The sequence below is a fragment of the Staphylococcus intermedius NCTC 11048 genome (assembly GCF_002902385.1).
Taxonomy (GTDB): domain Bacteria; phylum Bacillota; class Bacilli; order Staphylococcales; family Staphylococcaceae; genus Staphylococcus; species Staphylococcus intermedius.
In genome coordinates this window covers 1-4,893 of record NZ_PPQH01000044.1, presented here as the reverse complement: position 1 = coordinate 4,893, position 4,893 = coordinate 1, and the positions used below count along the sequence as shown (strand labels likewise).

Here is a 4,893-nt window from a genome sequence, read left to right as displayed (position 1 = left end):
CCGTGCTATGAAATTAGTCATATGTTGGTCAATTAAGGAAATACTACCAGTTAAAATGATAATTAGTTATATTTTTTCTGACTTTGCAACAGAACCATATTTTTTGTATCCCTATTTATTTATGCTATTATCAATAGGTTTTCACTAAATGGTACTTTAATAGATAAAATGATTATTGGAAGTATTATCTTCCTCATTTCTTTCATATTCATTAGATATATATCAAGTGAAGTAACTAGAGACGATATTAATACAAAGAGAAAATTTTATTCTCAACTATATTTCAAAATGTTATCGAACTTTATAATTTCTATAATTATAGTTTTATCACTAGCTTTTACAAATATTATTTCTCTCAAATTAATTACATATGTGATTATGTTTGTCTGCTTTTTTATTCCCCTCACTCTTGTCAGTTATCTAGAATTGTATATTTCTTATAGAGCCCACAAGAAGCTATTTAATTAGTGACCGGTGATTTATAGTATTATTAATCACCATTTTCTGTACACTCTTTTTTTATATCGAAATAAGTGAGGATTACATTTATTTTTATGTTCAGAAACCCAATAAAAAATCTATGTTCATAAAAGTACCCGTATTTAAGTTATGGTACACTAATGATGGATATAGGAGGTTTGTATTTTGAAAATAGGTTATGCAAGAGTTTCAACAGGATTACAAAATTTAAATTTACAAGAAGATCGATTAAATGCATATGGTTGTGAAAAGATATTTAACGATCATATGAGTGGTTCAAAAAGTAAAAGACCTGGTTTAGATAAAGCAATTGAATTTGCAAGGTCTGGAGATACTATTGTTGTTTGGAGATTAGATAGACTAGGACGTAATATGGAGGATTTAATTACATTAGTTAATGAGCTTAACGAACGAGGTGTAAGTTTCCATAGTTTAGAAGAAAATATAACGATGGATAAATCAAGTTCTACCGGACAATTATTATTTCATTTATTCGCAGCATTTGCAGAATTTGAACGTAATTTAATTTTAGAACGTTCTTCAGCTGGTAGAATTGCAGCACGTGCTAGAGGACGGTATGGTGGAAGACCCGAAAAATTAAACAAACAAGATTTAAAATTGCTCAAAACACTTTATGATAATGGTACGCCAATTAAGACAATTGCTGAACAATGGCAAGTTTCACGTACAACAATTTATCGTTATCTCAATAAATTAGAAGATGAAAAGAGTGATAAGTAAATACAACTTAACTTTCAACAATAATAAAAGTTAAAAAATACACACTAATCATACGTTTAAGCTATTATAAATTCAACAACTTCATTTGTATGATTAGAATGTACCCTAAATTATATTGTTCCATAGTTAATAGAAATATTGAAATTTACTATAATTAAACTGTCAAGGTAAGTCGGAATATGCATTGTAAAGCTTGATATATCAGTAATAATAAAGAAGAATAGGCCTAGTAAGAAAAAGGCTGATCTTTTTTTGACCGTAGTAATATGGAATGCCTTCAATGTGTTGTGTTTGTTTGTGAGAATCTATATCAATTTTTTAATATACTTATAGTCTAACTATAAAAGTACTTAGCAACAATAAATGTCACAGTTGATAAACAAATAGATACAATAATGACAGCTATTAATGGTTTGAAAGCACGATCTTTTAAGTCTTTAAATGAAACATTTAACCCTAATGCAACCATTGCCATCAATAAGCATATAGTAGTGATATTATCTATAATTTGCATAACCATGTGTGGCAAGGATACATAAGTATGGAATAATGCCATCATGACAAAACCAAGTAAAAAGTAAGGTACATCAATACGCTTTTTTTCATTCTCACTATGCGATTTTTTTCTCATAATTAAAATTAAAATAATACTCAGAGGTATTAATAAAAACACACGTCCCAGTTTTCCTAACAGTCCCATACTCAAAGCCTCTTGGCCTGAGAAGTCTGAAGCAAGAATTACATGTGCAATTTCATGTAAACTTGTACCTGACCAGACCCCAAATACTTCAGGAGATATTGTAAAAATAGAATATATTACAGTATATGCAAGCGAAAATATAGTGCCAATAAGTGCGACAATACCAATACTAATCGCAGAATCTTTTTCTCTAGATTTTAATATTGGAGATACTGCTGCAATAGCTGCCGCGCCACACACCCCAGTGCCAATACCTAATAATAGGATGAGGTTTTTATCTCCTTTAATATATTTATTTAGTAACAACATTAATCCGATACTAAAAAGGATGACTCCAATATCGATTAATACCAAATCGCTACCTTTTCCAATTACATCATAAATATTTAACTTTAATCCATATAATATAATAGCTAATTTCAGTAACCGTTTAGACGAAAATGCGATTCCTGAACGATATGCTTCAGGGTAACCCTTAAAATGTCTATATAGAATCGCAATCAGTATAGCAATTGTTAAAGCACCTATCTTATCTAAAAATGGTAACTTTGAGCCTAATAAACTTATAACTGCGATGATAAATGTGAATAATAAACCATAAATAAAGGCTTTGCTTTTTAAGGACTTCACTTTTTAACTCCTCCTTTATCAAAAGCTTAGCATCGCATAGTTATAACGTAAAATAAATATTGAGTATATTACTCATAACATTTTTGTTATAATAGAGGTATTCAAATGTCAGGAGACCTAGTTAATGGATTCATTAAAAGTTCTAACTGAAGTAGTTAAAACGCAAAGTTTTACTAAAGCTGCAGAAAATTTATATACTTCACAGCCATCAATAAGTCGCGATATTAAACGATTAGAACTGGAATACGATGTAAAAATTTTCGAATTTAGACATTCTAAAATGTCTTTAACAAGTGATGGGGAGAAACTATTTCAATATGCTTTACAACGTGAGCGATTAGAACAAAACTTAAGACACGATTTGAAAATGCAACCTGATATAATTTCAGGAGATTTAACGATAGGGAGTAGTTACACTTATGGCGAATATCGATTGTCACAACATCTTGCTGATTTAGCCAAAAATTATCCTGAATTATACATTCATGTGTATTTAAATAATTCTGATACAGTATTACAACATATTAAGAATAACACTATCGATTTAGGTATAATCGAAAAAGAGGTTCAAAGTAATATTATACACAGTAGACGTATTGCTCAAGATGAAATAGTATTAATTCGTAAAAAATCATCATCTTCAAATAAGTCAATATGTTTTATCAGAGAACGTGGATCAGGGACAAGAGTCTATCAGGAAAATGCGTTATCACAAATGACTTCATCCTCTTATTTAGTAGAAATTAACAACACAAATCTAATTAAAAATATGGTCCACGCTGATAAAGGCTTTTCTATTGTTTCTAAATCAACATTAACACCTTATGATTTAGAAAAGCTAGAAGTAACAAACTTAGACATCAAACGTTATTTCTATTTAGTCATACATAAGGATAAGTATATTGATACGAAGCTTAATGAAGTTATTAAAAATTTGATTTCATGAATTTTGATCTTTGTATTATTTATTCTAAATTTAATGCACGTTCTAATGACAATCTATATAAAAAAAGGATAAACTCTCAATACATAACATTCATAAATTATCCTTTAAATTATTGACAATTAGCGTCAAAATATTGAAACGATACCTTGTAACTGATACTGTACATATCACTTTGCATTTCTTTACTAACCAGTGTTATAATCTATATAACGAAAATGATTAACAATTAATGCACCAATCCCCACACTATTGCAGTAGTGTGGGGATTTTTTCGATGCTGGCTTATAAAGTCGCCTATTAATTATTTGTTGCGTTTACTAAGCCAATAAGTATAATACGCAACAGCACAGCCACTGATGACTGGTGCTATGATGTGAACGAAAATGATTAGCAAAGTAATGCACCTCCTCTCTTCGTCAATTGACGCCTGAGAGATAGGCGACTCTATTATTATACCATCTGTGAATATACAAGCATATCTACTTCCGATAAGTCGTCTTATGTTATATAACTTTGTTTTTTATAGTATCAAGACAAGAAGAAACTCGTTCCACTCGTTTCAAAAAAGGAGAAAAAATGGATAACAAGATTAAAAATATTTTAGAAACTTTAATTAATTTTTGGAATGAACATAATCAAACAATAAGTATACTCGCTGCTGCATTGATTCCAATAATGATTCCCATAGTTGTATTTTATATAACACGATTACGTACTAACAAAATCATAGAAATAATAATCCAAAAAGATAAAAATGAACTAAAGAAATATCTCCTGCACTTAGAAAATGTAGAAGATTTAAAAGAAAACCATAATGATGTCATAAAAATGAATTCAAATGTTAATTATATAACTACCTTTTTACAAACAAAAATAAATAAAATAAAAATAAAAGAAGCACTAACCGAAACATTGAAAAATTATGAATCAACTCTTACAAAAACTTTAGACAACCACCACAAATATCTATCTAAAAACAACAAAGATAAACTATCAAAACGTATTTCTCACGCTAATCACGCAATAGAGATATTAGCGAATTTAGACATTAATACTAACATAGAGTTTTTTATAATAAGAGATGTAAAAGCAATAAATAAAAATACTCAAAATATAAAAGAACTCAAAAGAATTTTATTAATTCTAACCAGAAACTAAAAATTCTATTATTTTCAAAAACATACTAAATAATTTTATTCCAATTGCTTTATTGACGTTGAGCCTCGGAACCCTTAACAATCCCTAAACTTGTCGAATCGTCGGCTTAATAGCTCACGCTATGCCGACATTCGTCTTCAAGGGTTCTGTTGCAAAGTTAAATTAGTATACAAATCTATACAAAATCAATAAACAAAATGCTGCAATAACAATAGATTATTTCTGGAGATGTGGTTAT

5 protein-coding genes are annotated in these 4,893 nt (G+C 29.1%); 3 read left to right on the top strand and 2 right to left on the bottom strand.

The genetic code is table 11. From position 1 onward, the window contains the following. Positions 1-645 precede the first annotated feature (645 nt). Positions 646-1,221 (top strand): recombinase family protein, encoded by a 576-nt coding sequence (locus tag CD138_RS10315; protein ID WP_000690626.1) that lies wholly within the window; start codon positions 646-648, stop codon positions 1,219-1,221. Positions 1,222-1,555: 334 nt separating this feature from the next. Here CD138_RS10315 and CD138_RS10310 read toward each other — a convergent pair whose 3' ends face one another. Next, on the bottom strand, positions 1,556-2,551 hold the full coding sequence (locus CD138_RS10310) for a YeiH family protein (RefSeq protein ID WP_000838599.1): 996 nt from the start codon (positions 2,549-2,551) through the stop codon (positions 1,556-1,558). A 124-nt stretch (positions 2,552-2,675) separates the two neighbouring features. Here CD138_RS10310 and CD138_RS10305 point away from each other — a divergent pair, with 124 nt between their 5' ends. Beyond that, positions 2,676-3,497, top strand: a complete 822-nt coding sequence (locus CD138_RS10305; RefSeq protein WP_000377738.1) for a LysR family transcriptional regulator — start codon at positions 2,676-2,678, stop codon at positions 3,495-3,497. Between the two features lie 301 nt (positions 3,498-3,798). On the opposite strand, the gene CD138_RS14055 is transcribed toward CD138_RS10305, so the two are convergent. Beyond that, on the bottom strand, positions 3,799-3,891 hold the full coding sequence (locus CD138_RS14055; protein ID WP_001791613.1) for a type I toxin-antitoxin system Fst family toxin: 93 nt from the start codon (positions 3,889-3,891) through the stop codon (positions 3,799-3,801). Between the two features lie 182 nt (positions 3,892-4,073). Between CD138_RS14055 and CD138_RS10300 the strand changes: the two genes are divergently transcribed. After that, positions 4,074-4,655, top strand: coding sequence for a hypothetical protein (locus tag CD138_RS10300; protein ID WP_019167496.1), 582 nt, complete (start codon positions 4,074-4,076; stop codon positions 4,653-4,655). Positions 4,656-4,893: the final 238 nt, after the last annotated feature.